We start from the raw sequence: 15,144 nt of genomic DNA, 5'->3' as shown, positions 1-15,144 counted from the left end.
GCGACGCCGCGGGGGATCGTCAGACACCCCCTGGAGGGCGAGGGGCGGCGGTGGACCTGCCACCGCCGCCCCTCGCCTCAGCTCACGTGCCGATCTCGAACGTGGGCGGCTTGAGGCCCGCGAGACAGCCGGTGTCCGGTGCGGTCGGGCGGTCGAAGAAGGAGACGGTCATCGTCTGCGCGCACTTCGAGTCGGCGAAGACCACGTGGGCGACGTAGGGCACCGTGACGACGGTGGACCGGCTCAGCGTGCGTCCGACGTACGCGCCGTTGCTCGGCGCGGTCTGGGAGTCGAAGCCGCCGGACAGGACGAGGGTCGGGATGTCGCTGTACGTCCGGTCCCTGATCGAGGGGTCCGCCGGGGGGACGTCCCAGGCTCGGCAGTCCTGGTGGAGCCAGGCGAGCTGCGGGGCGTTGGCGAGGATCGAGCGGGGGAACGACGGGAAGGCGCGCCGGCCTCCCCGGATCACGTCGGCCTCGCTCTCGTACGGGGTCCACTGGCTGCAGAAGATGCCGAAGGCGAGGCCGTGGGACACCCGGCCCATGGCCGCCGGGCTGTACTTGCCCCCGGCAAGCTGCTCGGCGATCCGCCGCGGGTTGCCGTGGGCGAGTTCGTCGATGGAGCGGGGCACTCCCTCCGCCAGGTGGGAGGCGAAGGTCAGCCAGGTCACCAGGGTCCCGCCGTCGATCACGACCTTCACCGGCGCCGCCTGACCGGGCACCGTGACGGTGGTGGAGGCGGGTCGGGCTTCGAGGTCGACGACGAGGCGCTCGAAGGTGGCCTTCAGGTGCGGATGGCGGGAGTTGCAGGCGGGCTGTTCCGCGCAGGCCTTGAAGATGCCGTCGAAGCCCTCTCGTGCGGCCTTCCAGGTCACGGCCCCGCCGGCCAGGGACGGCGGCAGGACGCCGTCGATGCCGACCGACCGGATGCCTTCCGGGTGCAGGCGCATGTACTGCAGCGCCAGCTCGGTGCCGTAGGAGATGCCGAACACGTTCCACTGCCGGATGCCGAGCGCCTTGCGCAGGTCCGCGTAGTCGGCGGCGCTCTCCGTGTCGTCGTAGGCGCTGAGGTCGGCCCCTCGACGCACCAGCCGGTCGTGGCATTCCCGTGTCGCCCGGACGTGGAGGCGGCCGGTCGAGGGGGCGTCGGAGACGAGGCCGAGGGCGCGTGCGTTGAACTGGTCGATGTTCAGGCAGGTGAGCTCCGGATCGGCCGAGTAGGTGCCCCGCTGGGACATGAAGATCAGGTCCCGGTCGCGGTCGAGGCCGCCGGCGAGCGCCATCGGGATCTCCGAGACCGCGTCGTCGCCGGGTCCGCCGGCGAGCCACACGATCGGGTCACCCGCATGCTTCTTCGCGGCCGCCGGGATGATCGCCACGGAGAGGGTGATCCTGCGCCCCCGGCCCTTGCCGTGCCGGTCACGCCGCTCGGGGACGGTGAGCGTTCCGCAGTGGGCGTCCTTCAGGGCGGGAATCGGGTCGGCGGTCCTCGGGCAGGGCCCCGGCTCGAAGCGGGCGTGACCCGCGGTCCGGGCGAGCGTGCCGAGCGGCGCGGCCGGGCCGGACTCGGCGTGGGCGGGTGCCGCGACGAGGCCGGCGGCGAGGACACCGGCGGTGGCCCCGGCCAGCGCGGCCGGGAGGCGTCGCGCGGTGCGCCGGTGGTGGGGTGGTGGAAGGGACATCGTTCGGTCTCCGTGTCAGGGGGTGAGGGTGAACGGTGGGGGCCGGAGTCCTGCCACGCAGCCGGTGTCGGGCGCGGTCGGACGGGCGAGGAAGGAGGCGAGGACGCTCGCCGCGCAGGGCGACTGGGGAACCACCCAGTGGCCGATGCCGGGGATCCATACGGAGGTCGAGCGGGGCAGGGTGCGGGCCGCGACCCGGGCCCGGCTCGCGCCGGTCTTCGCGTCGAAGGTGCCGGAGAGGAGGAGCGTCGGCACCTTGCTGAAGGTGGCCACCCGCTGGATCGCGGTGCGGTCCGGGACGTCCCAGGCCCGGCACACGTCGTGCTCGAAGGGCAGCTGCGGGGCCTGGGCCAGGACCGTGTCCGGCCAGCCGGGGAAGTTCCGGCGCCCCGCCTTCAGCAGGTCGCGCTTCCCGTAGCCGGGCACCCATTCGGCGCAGGCCACCGACTGCGTCAGGCCGTGGGCGAAGGCGCCGACGACGGTCGCCACGTCGAAGGCCCGGGCCCGCGCGAAGCGCTCCGGGTTTCCGTGGGCGAGTTCGTCGAGTGCGGCGGGGACGTCGACGGCCTTGACGGTGTTGGCGACCAGGATGTTGACCAGCGCGCCCCCGTCGAGGTCGACCTTCACGGGGTTCCCGCCCCCCGGGGGCTGTGCCAGCAGCGTGAGGGGGTGCGCCTCCAGTCGCCGGACCTGCTCGTCCAGCGTCCGCCGCAGGTGCGGGTAGCGGCTCTTGCACCGGGGCTGGGCCTCGCACGCCGCGAAGATCTCGTCGATCCCCTCGGCGGCGCTGTCCCAGGTCCACGGCAGGTTCACGACCTTGGGGGGTGCGATGGAGTCGATCGCCACCGAGCGGATCCCCTGGGGGTGCAGACGCAGGTAGGTGAGGGCGAGATCGGTGCCGTACGAATACCCGTAGACGTTCCACCGGTCGATGCGCAGCGCCCTGCGCAGGTCGGCGAAGTCCGCGGCGTTCTCGGTGGTGTTGTAGGCGCTCAGGTCGGCCCCGGCGGCCGTCAGCCGCTGCCGGCACTCCTTGGCCGCGCGCACCAGGAGCCGCCCGGTCGAGGGGGCGCCGTAACGCAGTCCCACGGCCTTCACGTTGAAGCGGTCGATCTCCGGGCAGGCGAGGTTCGGCTGCGAGTGGAGCCCGCCGCGCTGGGCCATGACGATCAGGTCGTTGTTCCGGTTCACCCCGGAGCCGATGAGGAAGGGGATGCTGTCGAAGGCGTCGCCGCCGGGTCCCCCTTCCATGAACACCACCGGTTCGTCGGCCGGGTGGGCCGAGGCGGCCGGGATGATCGCGACGGCCAGCCGGATGGTCCGGCCGCCGCGGTGGGAGCGGTTCTCGGGCACCTCCAGGAATCCGCACCGTCCGGGGACGGGCTCGGGCGTCTGCGGGCAGGGGCCGGGCACGAACCGCGCCGGGCCTCCCGGGTGGGGCCCGCGGGCGGGCGGTGGCACCGCGTCGCCCGGTGTCGAGGCGGTCCCCGCCGCCGGAGTACTCGCGGCGGTCGGACCGGCCGCGCCCAGAAGGGTGAGTCCGGCCGCGAGGAGCGCGAGTCCGGTGTGCGCGCCCCGGGAGCGTCGTCGACCGTACGGGCGCCGGGCGCGCGCTCGTACGGTGCCTTGTTCCGTCATGTGATCGGGTCTCTCCGTGGACCACGGTCGTCCCGGCCGGGACGACACCGCGTGGCTCGGCCCGCCACGGCGTGGTCCGGGCGGGCCCTGTGGTCGTCAGCCTGCGGTCGGGGTGGGCGGCCCCACCACTCGTGGACTCCACTCGGAGCAGTTCAGGCGCCCGGGGACGCCGTCACCATGCCCGCGGCGATGGCCGCGCCGAGGGCCGCGTAGTCGTCGGCGTTCTGTCCGGCGTAGGCGAGCGCGAAGTCGGCCACGGCGCGGTCGAAGACGTCCGAGCCGCCGAGGTAGGCGGCGATGGCGATGCGGTCGCCCGAGCGGGCGTGGGCGCGGGCCAGGGCCCGGCCGCAGAGCCGCGCGTAGTCCCGCAGGGCGGCCGGGGACATGGTCTCCACCTCGGCGGAGCCCTTCATGTCGCGCAGCTGCCGCCAGTAGAAGTGGCGTTGCTCGGGTCCGGTCATCCAGCCGAGGAAGATGTCGCTCGCCGCCTGGGTCAGCCGCTGGCCGCAGACGACGCGGCGGCCCTGGTGGGGGTAGGCGGTCGGCGCCAGGTACGGCTCCAGGACGGAGCGGCCGGCCTCCTTGACCTGGAGGATGAGCGGGTCGGTGTCGTCGCGTCCTTCGAGGAGGAGGACGAAGCAGCGGGTGCCGACGCTGCCGACTCCGACGACCTTGCGGGCCGCGTCGAGGAAGCGGTAGCGGTCGAGGAGGACGCGGCGCTCCTCGGCGAGGGAGCTGCGGTAGTCGCTGAAGATCTTGCCGAGGGTGACCCGGTCGATGTCCGTGGCGCGTTCGAGCAGCGGCGGGTCGTTCACGAGGTGCCGGTTCCCGGTCTCGTCGGTCTCGGTGAGCTTGGCGAGGGCCTGGAGGCTGGTGCGGCGGCGGGCCCGTTCGAGCCGGCGGACGACGCGGGGCCGCTGGCCGCCGTGGACGAGGGGCAGCAGGTCGTCGGCGGTGATCCGCTCGTACCAGACGGCGAGTTCTCCGAGTCCGGCGAGGCGGCGCATGGCCGTGCGGTACGACTCGACGGCGACGAGCGCGGCGCGGTGGGCCTTGGGCTTGGCGCTGCCGTTCTGGAGGGCGGCGACGGTGACGCTGGCGGCGAGCCTCTTCACGTCCCACTCGAAGGGGCCGGGGAGGGTCTCGTCGAAGTCGTTCACGTCGAAGAGGAGCGTCCGTTCGGGTGAGGCGTACACCCCGAAGTTGAGCAGGTGGGCGTCGCCGCACAGCTGGACGGTGAGCCCGGTGTGGCGGTCGGCGCCGAGGTCGGCGGCCATGACGGCGGCGGCGCCGCGCAGGAAGGCGAAGGGGGAGACCGCCATCCTGCCGTAGCGGAGGGGGACGAGGTCGGGGAGCCGGTCCAGGGACTGGCGCTCCAGGACGTCGATCGGGTCGGGGCGCTGTGAGCTGGGTATCCAGCGTCCGTGGGAGGCGCGGGGGACACGTTTGCGGGCCGCCTTGCCCCGAGCGGCGCGCTCCGACGGTGTCGTCATCCGGCCTCACCCGCCTTCTTCCGCCGCCACGTGACCGGCCTGTCACCTGGAATCTCATTACAAGGCGCCTCGCTCGTTTCGGCCACTCTGCCGGACCGGTCTGGCTAAATGGTTTAGACCAATGATAGGAATTGATCACCCAGACGCCCCATGCCGTCACGCTGAGCAAAGAGAGGGTTGATCATGGCCGAGCCCGATTCCGAGGCGGTGGCGGACACGCCGCTCTATCTCCGGGTCGCCGCCGCCCTGCGCGAGGACCTCGCCCAGCGGCGCATCTCCCCCGGCAGCCGGCTCCCGTCGGAACGAACGCTGTCCCAGCGCTACCACGTCAACCGGCAGACCGTCCGCAGCGCGCTTCAACTCCTCAGGGACGAAAGGCTCGTGGTCACCGACCGGCGCGGCACCTTCGCCGCCGTCGACGGGACCGGACCCGAGCCGGCCGCCCCCTCCCTCGCGGCCCGCCGGCCGACGTTCCCCGGCGGACCACGGGCGGCCGGGGCGCTCGTCCGGGCCTCGCTCACCTGGGAGCCGCCGCCCACCCCCCTGGCGTCACGGCTCCTGCTCACCCCCGGAGAACCGACCCTCGTCCACCGGCACACGGTCCTCGGACCGCACGGGACGGCGCTCCAGCGGGCGGTGTCGTGGTTCTCCCGGCCGGCCCTCGCCGAGATCCCCCAGCTCTCCCGGTACCGCCGGGGCAGGGACTGCCGCCGACAGCCCGACCTGCGGCTCCTCTACCACTGGATGCACCAGGCGGGACTGCGGATCACCCACCGCGAGTCGGTCGGCGTCCCGCCCGGCGCGGCCACGACGACGGCCGACGGCGCGGCCCGGCTGCTCGTCCATCGGGTCGTCAGCGACCAGCACGGACACGCCCTGGAGATCACGGACATCGACTTCTCGGCCCGGTCGGCCGCCTGGACCTACGAGTTCAGCGCCTGACCCCGCCCTGCCCGGTCCGCGGTACGCGGACGGGGGCGTGTCCGATCCGATCGGACACGCCCCCGGGGCCGGGCTCCGTCGTCAGACGATCCCCTCGGCGATCTCGGCCTCTTCGCGGGCGGTTCCGTACGCGGTCGGCGTGCCGTACGAGCGACGGGCGACGTACCACCAGACGCTGGCGAGGACCAGGACGACGACGAGCGCGATCGCGGCGTAGTTCATGGTGTCGACGTTCACCGGGGACTTCTGCGGCAGGCAGAAGAGGACGGTCACGAACGCCACCCAGACGACGGCGATCCAGCCGATGGGCCTGCTCCAGCGGCCGAGGCTCCACGGCCCGGGGACGAAGCGGTTTCCGGCGCGCAGCCGCAGGTAGACGGGGATGGCGTACGCGGGGGTGATGCCGATGACGTTGATCGCGGTGACGGCACCGTAGGCCGTGGCCGAGTACAGCGAGGGGACGGCGAGCAGCGCGGCCACGACGACCGCGAGCCAGACGGCGGGGACGGGCGTCTGGGTGCTGCCGCTGACCTTGCGCCAGAGCGCCGAGCCGGGAAGGGCGTTGTCGCGGCTGAAGGCGAAGACCATGCGGCTGGCGGCGGCCACCTCGGCGTTGCCGCAGAAGAGCTGGGCGACGATCACGACGAGCAGCAGGGCGGCGGCGCCGCGGGAGCCGAGCGCGTCCAGGAAGATCTGGGCGGGCGGGACGCCGGTGGCGCTGTTCTGCGTGGCCGCGTAGTCCTGGATCGCGAAGGTGAGTCCGGCGAGGAGCGCGAAGCCGGCGAGCCAGGAGACCCAGATGGACCGGACGATGCCCTTGGCGGCGGTGACTGAGGCGTTGGAGGTCTCCTCGGACAGGTGGGCCGAGGCGTCGTAGCCGGAGAAGGTGTACTGGGCGAGGAGCAGGCCGATCGCGGCGACGTAGAACGGGTTGGCCCAGCCGGTGTCGTTGACGAACTCGGTGAAGACGAACTCGACGGACTGGTGCCGGTCGGGGACGAAGGCCAGCGCGCCGACGATGACCGCGACGCCGATCAGGTGCCACCAGACGCTGACCGAGTTGAGGACGCTGACGAGACGGACGCCGAAGAGGTTGAGTCCGGCGTGGAGCAGCAGGATGGCGAGGAAGACGAGGAAGGTGGAGCCCGGCGTGGGCACGAAGCCCCACTGGAGGTTGAGGAAGGCTCCGGTGAAGAGGGCGGCGCCGTAGTCGATGCCGGCGATGGCGCCGAGCAGACCGAGCAGGTTCAGCCAGCCGGTGTACCAGCCCCAGCGGCGCCCGCCGAGTCGGTCGGCCATGTAGTAGAGGGCGCCGGAGGTGGGGTAGGCGCTGGTGACCTCGGCGAGGGCGAGGCCCACGCACAGGACGAAGAGGCCGACGCCGGCCCAGCCCCACAGCATGACGGAGGGTCCGCCGGTGCCCAGGCCGAAGCCGTAGAGGGTCATGCAGCCGGAGAGGACGGAGATGACGGAGAAGCTGATCGCGAAGTTGCCGAAGCCGTCCATGCGGCGGGCGAGGACGGGCTGGTAGCCGAGCTCTCTGAGTCTCGCCTCCTCGTCCTGGGCCGGCGGTGGCTTGCGTATCGCGTCGGTGGGGGCGGTGCGGGACATGGGACCTCCGGGGGACGGGGGGGAGCGGGGGTGGGGGAAGCAGGGGGCGCGGTGGCGCGTCAGCCGCTGAGACAGCGGGCGCGGGCGCGCAGGAAGACCTCCTCGGCGAGGGCCCGGTCGTCCGGGTGAGCGGTGCGGTAGGCCCACGGGAGGGTCGTGTAGTACGGGCCGAGGGCCTCGAAGACCCGGGCCGCGTCGGCGAAGCGGAGGGCGCCGAAGAGGGCGTGCGCCAGGTGGTTGAGGTCGAGCAGCGAGGCCTCGTCGGTGGCGCAGAAGAGGAACCAGGTGTCGAGGGCGCGCTGGGCGTCGCGGACGGCGTCCTCGGCGACCCAGTGGAGGTCGAGGGCGCGCTCGTGGCCGCGCTCGCGCCGGTAGCGCTCGACGCGGACGTAGAGCGGGAGGGCGTGCAGGGCGGAGCCGACGGGCGCAGAACTGGCGGCCCAGTGCGAGTAGTTGACGGCCTCGGAGAGGGGTCCGGACTGTCGGGCGTAGACGAACTGCAGCATGCGGTGGTGGGCCTCGCGGTTGTGCGGGTCCCGCTTCTCCACCTCGGCGAGCAGGCCCCAGGGGCCGGGCGGCAGCATGGGCGCCGGTGGGGTGAGCCGGTGCTCGGCCATGCGCTGGCGGCCGTCGAGGACGGCGAGGGCGATCAGGCCGATCCAGGGCACGGGGTCGGCGGGCGACCGGTCGGAGGCTTCGCGGCAGGCGGTCAGGGCCTCCTGCCAGAGCTCCCGGGTCCGGGTGTGGCCGGCCCGGTGGGCGCGGACGGCGCGCTCGACGGCGACCCGGCTGTGCATCACGGTGGCGGCGAGGCTCTCGGGCTGCTCGGCGCGCCAGATGGGGACGACGTCGCTGCCCGCGGCGACGGCTGCGAGGACCTGGGTGCGCCGGGTCCAGGCCTCCCAGTCGGAGGTCTCGTCGAGGAGACGGGCCATGGACACCCAGCGGCCGGTGCGTAAGTCCTGGACGGCGTTGCGCAGGGCGTGGTCATGGCCGGCGGGGTGGTAGACGGGTCGGAATCCGTGTCCGGCCATCAGGGGGTGGGGCGTGGTGTGGATGACATGGGTCCTCGGTGGATGGAGGGGGTGGTCAGTCCCCCGGCGGGCGTCCCGGCCGTTGATCGGCGATCACTATAGAGGGCTCTGGACGCGACCGGTCCACTTTCTTTTGCGACAGTAACTATTAGGCCAACGACTGAATTTGACTTACTGTCAGGTAAGGCCGGTGACCTGACGTCTTCGGCCGCCGCACCTTGACGCAGGCCTCCGGCGGCGGCACCCTGACCCTTTTCGGTGACCGGATGATCACCGAGCGGTTCGAACGAGGGAGCAGCGGGATGACGGGCGGAGCGGTACTCGCCGTCGACCAGGGGACGTCGGGCACGAAGGCCCTCGTCCTCTGCCCCGAGCGCGGTGTCGTCGGCACCGGGACGGCGCCCGTCCGCCCCCGACACCTCCCCGGCGGCCTGGTCGAGGTCGACCCGCGTGAGCTGTACGACTCCGTGGTCGCCGCCGGGCGGGCGGCGCTCGCCGAGGCGGACGTGCCGGTCGTCGCCGTGGGCCTCGCCAACCAGGGCGAGACCGTGCTCGCCTGGGATCCCGCCACCGGGGAACCGCTCACCGACGCCCTCGTCTGGCAGGACCGCAGGGCCGCCGCGGTCTGCGCCGGTCTCGACGCCCACGCCGAGGAGCTGCGCCGCCTCACCGGACTTCCGGTCGACCCCTACTTCGCCGCGCCCAAGATGGCCTGGATCCGCCGCCACGCCACCGGCGCCGGAGTGGTCACCACCAGCGACGCCTGGCTCGTCCACCGGCTCACGGGCGCGTTCGTCACGGACGCCGCGACCGCCGGCCGGACCGGTCTCCTCGACCTCGACACGGTCGCCTGGTCGAAGACCGCCCTCGACCTGTACGGACTCGGCGGCGAGGCGCTCCCCCGGGTCGTGGACTGCGACACCCCGGTCGGCACCACGACCGCCTTCGGCCCCGCGCTGCCGCTCACCGGCCTGCTGGTGGACCAGCAGGCGGCGCTGCTCGCGCAGAGCGCGGACGACCCCGCCGCCGCCAAGTGCACCTACGGCACCGGCGCCTTCCTCCTCGCGCAGACCGGCCCCGAACCCCGACGCGCTGCCTCCGGCCTGGTGAGCTGCGTGGCCTGGCGGCTCGGCGGGCGCGTCACCCACTGCCTCGACGGACAGGTGTACACGGTCGCCTCGGCCGTGCGCTGGCTCACCGACCTGGGCGTGATCTCCGGCGCCGGGGAGCTCGACGCGGTCGGCGGCGGGGTGCCGGACAGCGGGGGCGTCACCTTCGTCCCGGCGTTCGCGGGGCTCGCCGCGCCCTGGTGGCGGGGGGACGTGCGCGGCTCGCTCACCGGCCTCGGCCTGGACACCGGGCCGGGCCATCTGGTGCGGGCCCTGTGCGAGGGCATCGCCGCCCAGGTCGTGGAGCTCGCCGCGGCCGCCGCCTCGGACCGGGGCGCGCCGCTGACCTCGCTGCGCGCCGACGGCGGTCTGACCCGGTCGGCGCTGCTCATGCAGACCCAGGCCGATCTGCTGCAGCTCCCCGTCGAGGCCTCCTCACTGCCCGACGCCACGGCGCTCGGGGTCGGAGCGGTCGCCCGGCTCGGGCACCAGCCGGGGCTCACGCTCCGCGAGGCCGTGCCGGAGTGGAAGCCCTCGGCCGTGTACGAGCCCCGGATCTCGGCCGACGAGGCGGCGGCGCGCCTCGCGCGCTTCCGCGCGGAGGTGTCGGCACTGGTGGAGCGGTCGGCGGGCACGGCCGGCGCGGGTGGCGGCGCCGGCGGGGCGGCCGGCGCGGGTGAGGGCACCGGCGCGGGTGGCGGAGCGGGTGGCGGAGCCGGCGGCGGGGCCGTATGGGCGTGACGCGGACCGGGCCGCTGCCCACCGGCGAGGCCGCGGAGTACGACGTCGTGGTCGTCGGCGCGGGTGTCGTCGGTTCCGCGATCGCCCGGGCCCTGGCCCGCCATCCGCTGCGGATCGCGCTCGTGGAGGCCGCGAACGACGTCGGCGACGGCACCTCGAAGGCCAACACCGCCATTCTGCACACCGGTTTCGACGCGGTGCCCGGCACTCTGGAAGCCCGGCTGGTGCGCGAGGGACACCGTCTGCTCGGCGCGTACGCGCGGGAGGCGGGCATCCCGGTGGAGCCGCTGGGGGCGCTGCTCGTCGCCTGGGACGAGCAGCAGCGGGCGGCGCTCCCCCGGCTCGCGGAGAAGGCGGAGCGCAACGGCCACCGCACCACGCGGCTGCTCGCCGCCGAGGAACTCGCGGCGCGCGAGCCCCACTTGGGCCGCGGCGCCCTGGGCGCCCTCGAGGTGCCGGGCGAGTCCGTGATCTGCCCGTGGACGACCACCCTCGCGTACGCCACGCAGGCCGTCCGCTCCGGGGTGGACCTGCATCTGAACTGCCGGGTGGAGAAGGTGCGTCCGGGCGATCCGTACCACCGGCTCGTCACCCGGCGCGGGGTGCTGCGGACCCGTCTCCTCGTGAACGCCTGCGGTCTCCACGCCGACGCGTTCGACGCGCTGGTCGGCCGGGAGGACTTCACCGTCACCCCGCGCCGGGGCCAGCTGCTCGTCTTCGACAAGTTCGCCCGCGACCTGGTCCGGCACATCCTGCTGCCGGTGCCCGGGCCGCTCGGCAAGGGCGTGCTCATCTCGCCGACGGTGTACGGGAACGTCATGCTCGGGCCCACCGCCGAGGACCTGGACGACAAGACCGCCACGGGCACGACGGCGGAGGGCCTCGCCGGGCTGCGCGAGCAGGGCGGCCGGATCCTCCCCGCGCTCCTCGACGAGGAGGTCACCGCCGTCTACGCGGGGCTGCGGGCCGCCACCGGGCAGGAGGACTACCGGATCGCCGCCCACCCCGGGCTGCGGTACGTGACGGTGGGCGGGATCCGTTCCACCGGGCTCACCGCCTCCCTGGCCATCGCCGAGCACGTGCTCGGCCTCCTCGCGGACTGCGGTCTCGATCCGGGGCCGGCCCGCCCGCTCGCCCCGGTCCGGATGCCGAACCTCGGCGAGGCCTTCCCCCGCCCGTACCGGGACGCCGGACTCATCGCCAGCGAACCGGAGTTCGGGACGATCGTCTGCCACTGCGAGCGGGTCACCCGGGGCGAGATCCGGGCGGCGCTCACCTCGACGATCCCGCCCGGCGGCCTCGACGGGCTGCGGCGCAGGACCCGCGCCAGGGGCGGCCGCTGCCAGGGCCACCACTGCGGCGCGGAGGTGCGGGCGCTGTTCGAGGAGCGGGCTCGGGAAGAGGGCGGCGCGGTGAGCCGTGCGGTGCGGTACGGGGAGGGAGCGCGGTGAGCCGTGCGGGGTACGGAGAGGCAGCGCGGTGAGCCGAGCGGTGCGGTACGGGGAGGGGGCGTCGTGACCCGTGCGGTCGACGTCCTCGTCGTGGGCGCGGGACCCGCCGGGCTCGCCGCGGCCGCGCGGCTCGCGGCGGCGGGCGCGGGCCGCGTCGAGGTCCTGGAGCGGGAGGCCACGGCCGGCGGGGTGCCGCGCCACTGCTTCCGGCCGGGGTTCGGCGCGGACGCCCGGGGGCGCGCCCTGGACGGCCCGGCGTACGCGCGGCGCGCGGCGCGGGAGGCGCTGCGGGCGGGGGCGACGGTCCGTACCGGCGTCTCGGCCACCGGCTGGGCCGGTCCCCTCACCCTGGACGTCACCGCCCCGACCGGACTCGAACGGATCCGGGCGGGCGCGGTGGTCCTCGCCACCGGGGCCCGCGAACGGCCCCGCAGCGCCCGGCTCGTCCCGGGGACACGGCCCGCGGGGGTGCTGACCACGGGCGAACTCCAGCGGACGGTCCTGCGCTTCGGGCCGCGACGGGAGCGCATCGGGCACAGGGCGGTGGTCGTCGGCGGCGATCCGGTGGCCCGGGGCGCGGTGCGCACGCTGCGCGCGGCCGGGGTGGAGGTGGCGGCCGTCGTCACCGAACTCCCCTCCCCCGTCGTCGCGTTCGCCGGATCTCCGGTCCTCGTCGGCGCGGTCGTGACGGAGCTCCTCGGACGCGGCCGGCTGACGGGGGTCGCGGTGCGGGGCGAGCACGGGCGGACGATCGTGCTGCGGTGCGACACGGTGGTCTTCACCGGCGACTGGATCCCGGACCACGAGCTCGCCCGCGCCCGCGGGCTGCCGCTCGCGCCCGGCGCCCGGGGCCCCGTGACGGACCGGGGCTTCCGCACCGCGGAGCCCGGTGTCTTCGCCGTCGGCAACCTCCTGCGCGGGGTGGAGCCGGCGCTCGTGGCCGCCGCCGAGGGGCGCGCGGTGGCCGGGGCGGTGCTCGAACGGCTCGGCGGCCGCCCCTGGCCCGCCGCCGGGGTGCCCGTGACGGCGGTGGGTCCGCTGCGATGGGTGACGCCCGGTCTGCTGGGCCCGGAGGCCGCCTCCCTGCTCGTGCGGCCGGAGCGGCGGCTCGCGCGCCCGGTCCTGACCGTCGCCCAGGACGGTGTCCCGCTGCGGCGGGAGCGGCTGGACGGGACGCTCGTCCCGTGGCGTTCGGTGCGGCTCGGGGCCCGGTGGACGAGCGGCGTGGACCTCGCGGGCGGCCCGGTGACGGTCGACGCGGAGGAGTAGGGACGGAACCGCGCGGGGGCTGCGGCGGCCGGATCCTTCGGCCACACTGGGGCGCATGCCGGACAAGCGCAGCGCGGGCCTCCTGGTCTTCCGCCGTACGACGGACGGGGGCGTCGAGGTCCTCATCGGTCACATGGGCGGGCCCTTCTGGGCGGCCCGCGAGGAGTCGGCCTGGTCGATCCCCAAGGGGGAGTACGAGCCCGACGAGGCTCCCGAGGCCGCGGCCCGCCGTGAGTTCCTGGAGGAGCTGGGCCTCCCGGCCCCCGACGGCGAGTGGTTCGCCCTCGGCGAGGCCCGCCAGCGGAACGGGAAGCTCGTCACCGTGTGGGCCGTCGAGGGCGATCTCGACCCGGCCGAGGTGGTGCCGGGGACCTTCGTCATGGAGTGGCCGCCCCGGTCGGGCGTCCGGGAGGCGTTCCCGGAGATCGACCGGGTGGGCTGGTTCGCTCCGGAGGCCGCCGCTCCGCTGCTCGTCTCCGGGCAGCGGGTATTCCTGGAGCGGCTGACGGCGCACCTCGGCGGACGGGCCTGAGCCCGATTGTCAGACCCGTACGAGAGGGTGGTGAGCGCCGAACTGTCGAGAGGGAGCCCGACATGACCACGATCACCGCCAGTGAGCGCGCGGCCGCCCAGGCGTACCTGCGGCTGCTCGAATCCACGCAGGCCGTGCTGACCGATCCGCAGCTCGCCCCGTACGCGGGAGTGATGCTCACCCACCCGATGGCCGAGGCCGACGAGGCGCTCCGCGCCGCGGGCCTCGCCGGGAACGAGGACCGGTTGCTGCGCCTCGTCTCCTCCCTGCGGGCCTCCCCCACGAACGCCTGGGGGCGGACCGGCTGAGGGCGGGGCCCCGTCGCGGCCGGGGGCGGTTCCGGACGCGGGGGCGGGGCGGCGCGCCCGTCGCGGCCGTGTGGTTCCGTCCGCCCGGCCGCGACGGGTGCCGGCGCCGGAGGCGGCGCGCGGTCAGGCGCCCGGGCGGACGGGGAGGGCCCGGACGCTGTTGCCGACGAAGCCGGCGTGGCGGGTCAGCTCGGCCTCCGGGACCGCGAGGTCCAGGTCGGGGAAGCGGGTGAAGAGCGCCTCCAGGGCGATCGCGGCCTCCATCCGGGCGAGCGGGGCGCCCAGGCAGTAGTGGGGGCCGTGGCCGAGCGAGAGGTGCTTCACCGTCCCGGCGCGGGTGATGTCGAAGCGGTCGGCGTCCGGGCCGTGCGCCTTCGTGTCGCGGCCCGCCGCCGAGTATCCGGCGAGGACGGGGGTGCCCCGCGGGATGAGGGTGCCGTCCACGGTGAGGTCACGGGTGGGGTAGCGGAACGGGAAGTAGCTGACCGGGCTGTCCCAGCGGAGGGTCTCCTCCACCACGTCGGCCCAGGCGGCGCGGCCTTCCAGGACGAGGGCGAGCTGCTCGCGGTGGGCGCAGAGCGCGCGGACCGCGTTGGTGACGAGGTTCAGGGTGGTCTCGTGGCCCGCGATGATCATCAGGAGCAGCGTGCCGATGAGCTCGGGCTGGCTGAGCCGGTCGCCGTCCCCGTCCCGGGCGGCGATGAGGGCGCTGGTGAGGTCGTCGCCGGGCGCGGCGGCCTTGTCGGCGGCGATGGAGCCCAGGAGCTCGACGAGCTCGCGGTTGGCGGCGACGGCCCGCGCGGGCTCGGTGTCGGTGGCGACGACCAGGCTGGAGAGGTGGTGCAGCCGGTCCTGGTGGGCCGGGTCGACGCCGAGGAGTTCGCAGATGACGCCGAGGGGCAGGGGCAGCGCGTAGTGGCGGCGCAGATCGGCGACGCCGTCGCCGGCGCGGGCGGCTTCCGCGAGTCCGTCGAGGAGCCCGGCGGTGACGGTCTCGACGCGGGGGCGGAGCTCCTCGACCCGGCGGGCGGTGAAGGCGCTGCTGACGAGGGTGCGCAGGCGGCGGTGGTCGGCGCCGTCGGCGGTGGTCATGCCGGGCACGGTGGCGAAGGTCCGCAGCGGCCAGCCGTCGGGTATGCGGCCCTCGGTGAGGGCGGTGAAGTGCTGGGGGCCCTTGGCGACGTCGGGGTGGGAGAGGAAGTCGCGCAGCGCGTCGTGGCCGAGCACCGCCATGCCCTCGATCTCGCCGGGCAGCACCACGGGAGCCACGGCGCCCTCGGTGAGCAGCCGGGCGTTCGCCGCGTGCGGGCAGCCGCCCGCCGGGTCCATGCGGTA

Annotated in this window: 12 protein-coding genes; 6 read left to right on the top strand and 6 right to left on the bottom strand. The window is 74.7% G+C overall.

Annotated features, from left to right (window positions below; genetic code table 11):
* Window positions 1-82 precede the first annotated feature (82 nt).
* The 3 genes from BLW86_RS33425 to BLW86_RS33415 form a co-directional block, all read right to left on the bottom strand.
* Entirely contained in the window at window positions 83-1,681 is a 1,599-nt protein-coding gene (locus tag BLW86_RS33425) for an alpha/beta fold hydrolase (protein WP_093877478.1), read from the bottom strand.
* 15 nt (window positions 1,682-1,696) lie between these two features.
* Complete coding sequence (locus tag BLW86_RS33420; RefSeq protein ID WP_093877477.1) at window positions 1,697-3,319, bottom strand: alpha/beta fold hydrolase; 1,623 nt, start codon at window positions 3,317-3,319, stop codon at window positions 1,697-1,699.
* Between the two features lie 152 nt (window positions 3,320-3,471).
* A complete protein-coding gene (locus tag BLW86_RS33415) occupies window positions 3,472-4,812 on the bottom strand; it encodes a DUF2252 domain-containing protein (protein WP_093877476.1) in 1,341 nt (446 codons plus the stop codon).
* 183 nt (window positions 4,813-4,995) lie between these two features.
* On the opposite strand from BLW86_RS33415, the gene BLW86_RS33410 reads away from it, so the two are divergent.
* Window positions 4,996-5,754, top strand: coding sequence for a GntR family transcriptional regulator (locus BLW86_RS33410; RefSeq protein WP_093877475.1), 759 nt, complete (start codon window positions 4,996-4,998; stop codon window positions 5,752-5,754).
* An 81-nt stretch (window positions 5,755-5,835) separates the two neighbouring features.
* Here the strand turns inward: BLW86_RS33410 and BLW86_RS33405 are convergent, their stop codons facing one another.
* Together BLW86_RS33405 and BLW86_RS33400 are read right to left on the bottom strand one after the other, a co-directional pair.
* Window positions 5,836-7,365 (bottom strand): amino acid permease, encoded by a 1,530-nt coding sequence (locus BLW86_RS33405; protein ID WP_177181823.1) that lies wholly within the window; start codon window positions 7,363-7,365, stop codon window positions 5,836-5,838.
* Between the two features lie 59 nt (window positions 7,366-7,424).
* Window positions 7,425-8,399, bottom strand: a complete 975-nt coding sequence (locus BLW86_RS33400) for a hypothetical protein (RefSeq protein ID WP_093877474.1) — start codon at window positions 8,397-8,399, stop codon at window positions 7,425-7,427.
* A 302-nt stretch (window positions 8,400-8,701) separates the two neighbouring features.
* Between BLW86_RS33400 and BLW86_RS33395 the strand changes: the two genes are divergently transcribed.
* From BLW86_RS33395 to BLW86_RS33375, 5 genes are all read left to right on the top strand, one after another.
* Window positions 8,702-10,249: an FGGY family carbohydrate kinase gene (locus BLW86_RS33395; RefSeq protein ID WP_256341504.1), complete on the top strand. Its 1,548-nt coding sequence runs from the start codon at window positions 8,702-8,704 to the stop codon at window positions 10,247-10,249.
* Entirely contained in the window at window positions 10,240-11,700 is a 1,461-nt protein-coding gene (locus BLW86_RS33390) for an FAD-dependent oxidoreductase (protein ID WP_093877473.1), read from the top strand. The genes BLW86_RS33395 and BLW86_RS33390 overlap by 10 nt, the downstream gene beginning before the upstream one ends.
* 63 nt (window positions 11,701-11,763) lie before the next feature.
* Complete coding sequence (locus tag BLW86_RS33385; RefSeq protein WP_093877472.1) at window positions 11,764-12,969, top strand: FAD-dependent oxidoreductase; 1,206 nt, start codon at window positions 11,764-11,766, stop codon at window positions 12,967-12,969.
* 55 nt (window positions 12,970-13,024) lie between these two features.
* The gene (locus BLW86_RS33380; RefSeq protein ID WP_093877471.1) at window positions 13,025-13,501 is read left to right on the top strand and encodes an NUDIX hydrolase; all 477 of its coding nucleotides are present in this window, start codon (window positions 13,025-13,027) and stop codon (window positions 13,499-13,501) included.
* A gap of 62 nt (window positions 13,502-13,563) precedes the next feature.
* A complete protein-coding gene (locus tag BLW86_RS33375; RefSeq protein ID WP_030689826.1) occupies window positions 13,564-13,809 on the top strand; it encodes a hypothetical protein in 246 nt (81 codons plus the stop codon).
* A 123-nt stretch (window positions 13,810-13,932) separates the two neighbouring features.
* Here BLW86_RS33375 and BLW86_RS33370 read toward each other — a convergent pair whose 3' ends face one another.
* Window positions 13,933-15,138 carry a cytochrome P450 family protein gene (locus BLW86_RS33370; protein ID WP_093879007.1) on the bottom strand — a complete coding sequence of 402 codons (1,206 nt, stop codon included), beginning with the start codon at window positions 15,136-15,138 and terminating at the stop codon, window positions 13,933-13,935.
* Window positions 15,139-15,144: the final 6 nt, after the last annotated feature.

Origin of the sequence: Streptomyces sp. TLI_105 (assembly GCF_900105415.1) — a bacterium.
In the GTDB taxonomy this organism is placed as follows: domain Bacteria; phylum Actinomycetota; class Actinomycetes; order Streptomycetales; family Streptomycetaceae; genus Streptomyces.
Note: the sequence above shows the minus strand (reverse complement) of the source record. Positions and strands in the feature narration are given on the sequence as shown.

Excerpts from the sequence above, each read along its gene's own strand:
- BLW86_RS33390 (WP_093877473.1), top strand. The coding sequence starts at position 10,240 with ATGGGCGTGACGCGGACCGGGCCGCTGCCCACCGGCGAGGCCGCGGAG.
- BLW86_RS33415 (WP_093877476.1), bottom strand. The coding sequence starts at position 4,812 with ATGACGACACCGTCGGAGCGCGCCGCTCGGGGCAAGGCGGCCCGCAAA.
- BLW86_RS33405 (WP_177181823.1), bottom strand. The coding sequence starts at position 7,365 with ATGTCCCGCACCGCCCCCACCGACGCGATACGCAAGCCACCGCCGGCC.
- BLW86_RS33410 (WP_093877475.1), top strand. The coding sequence starts at position 4,996 with ATGGCCGAGCCCGATTCCGAGGCGGTGGCGGACACGCCGCTCTATCTC.
- BLW86_RS33420 (WP_093877477.1), bottom strand. The coding sequence starts at position 3,319 with ATGACGGAACAAGGCACCGTACGAGCGCGCGCCCGGCGCCCGTACGGT.
- BLW86_RS33375 (WP_030689826.1), top strand. The coding sequence starts at position 13,564 with ATGACCACGATCACCGCCAGTGAGCGCGCGGCCGCCCAGGCGTACCTG.
- BLW86_RS33395 (WP_256341504.1), top strand. The coding sequence starts at position 8,702 with ATGACGGGCGGAGCGGTACTCGCCGTCGACCAGGGGACGTCGGGCACG.
- BLW86_RS33380 (WP_093877471.1), top strand. The coding sequence starts at position 13,025 with ATGCCGGACAAGCGCAGCGCGGGCCTCCTGGTCTTCCGCCGTACGACG.
- BLW86_RS33425 (WP_093877478.1), bottom strand. The coding sequence starts at position 1,681 with ATGTCCCTTCCACCACCCCACCACCGGCGCACCGCGCGACGCCTCCCG.
- BLW86_RS33370 (WP_093879007.1), bottom strand. The coding sequence starts at position 15,138 with ATGGACCCGGCGGGCGGCTGCCCGCACGCGGCGAACGCCCGGCTGCTC.
- BLW86_RS33400 (WP_093877474.1), bottom strand. The coding sequence starts at position 8,399 with ATGGCCGGACACGGATTCCGACCCGTCTACCACCCCGCCGGCCATGAC.